Annotated in this window: 1 protein-coding gene; it reads left to right on the forward strand. The window is 75.1% G+C overall.

The annotated features are described in order from the left end of the window. A partial coding sequence (locus tag AX737_RS17040) for a thioredoxin family protein (RefSeq protein ID WP_197430610.1) occupies window positions 1-1,322 on the forward strand: 1,322 nt, incomplete at both ends.

Genomic DNA, 1,322 nt, shown 5'->3' on the forward strand with positions numbered 1-1,322 from the left:
CCTTCTTCCCCTATTCGGAGACCGCCCTCGACAACGCCGCCGAGCAGGCGCTCGCGGTCGATGCGAGCGGCATCCATCTCACCCTCACCCGCGCCAACCCGGCCGAGCCCGTCCCCGCGACGCTGCCGGGCGTGCTGACGATCGAGCAGGATACGGGCAGCGGCCCGGTGCGCCGGGCGCTGGCGATCGGCGAGGAGGCGGCCCCGCCCGCGTCGAGCCAGATCCCCGCGGGTGCCGCGCCGGCGCCGCCGGCCGTCGCCAGTGACGAGGCGCCGACGCTTCTGGCCGCCGCGCTGCTGGCCTTCCTCGGCGGCCTCGTCCTCAACCTGATGCCCTGTGTCTTCCCGGTCCTCTCGATCAAGGTTCTGGGGCTGGTGAAGCACGCGGGCGAGCGGCCCGAGCGCGTGCGCCTGCACGGGCTCGCCTACACGGCGGGCGTGTTGGCGAGCTTTCTCCTGCTCGCCGGCCTGCTGATCGCGCTCAAGGGCGGGGGCGCCGGCCTCGGCTGGGGCTTCCAGCTTCAGTCGCCGGTCTTCGTGGCGGCGCTGGCCTACCTGCTCCTGGCGATGGGCCTCAGCCTATCGGGGGCGGTGCATCTCGGCGGCCGCGTCGCCGGGATCGGCGATGGGCTGACCCGGCGGGCGGGGCTTGAGGGCTCGTTCTTCACCGGCGTGCTGGCGACCGTGGTGGCGACGCCCTGCACCGCGCCCTTCATGGGCACGGCGGTCGGCTTCGCGCTGACCCAGTCGGCCCCGGCGGCGCTCCTGGTCTTCGCGGGCCTCGGCCTCGGGCTCGCGCTTCCCTTCCTGCTCCTCACCCTGTGGCCGGCCGCGCTTCGCCTGCTGCCGCGGCCGGGCGCCTGGATGGACGTGCTGAAACAGGCCCTCGCCTTCCCGGTCTACGCGACCGTGGCGTGGCTCGTCTGGGTGCTGGCCCAGCAGGTCGGGCCGCAGGGACTGCTCGCGGCCCTGTTCGGCCTCGTCCTCGTCGGCTTCGCGGCCTGGGCCTGGGAGCGCGGGCGGGACAGCGCGGCGCTACCGGCCCGCGCCGCCCGCGGCCTCGCCGTGCTGGCGCTGGTCGGCGCGGCGGCGATCGGCCTGACGCTCGGCCAGGACCGCGCGACCGCGGCGGCCGGGATGCGGGCGGAGGGCGTCGAGCCCTTCTCGCAGGCCCGCCTCGACGCGCTGCTCGCCGAGGGCCGGCCGGTCTTCGTGAACATGACGGCTGCTTGGTGCATCACCTGCCAGGTCAACGAGCGCATCGCGCTCTCGACCGAGGCGGTCCGCGCCGCGATGCGCTCGTTGACCTGGCAGGTGATGCAC

The organism is Methylobacterium sp. CCH5-D2, from assembly GCF_001556475.1.
Classification (GTDB): domain Bacteria; phylum Pseudomonadota; class Alphaproteobacteria; order Rhizobiales; family Beijerinckiaceae; genus Methylobacterium; species Methylobacterium hispanicum.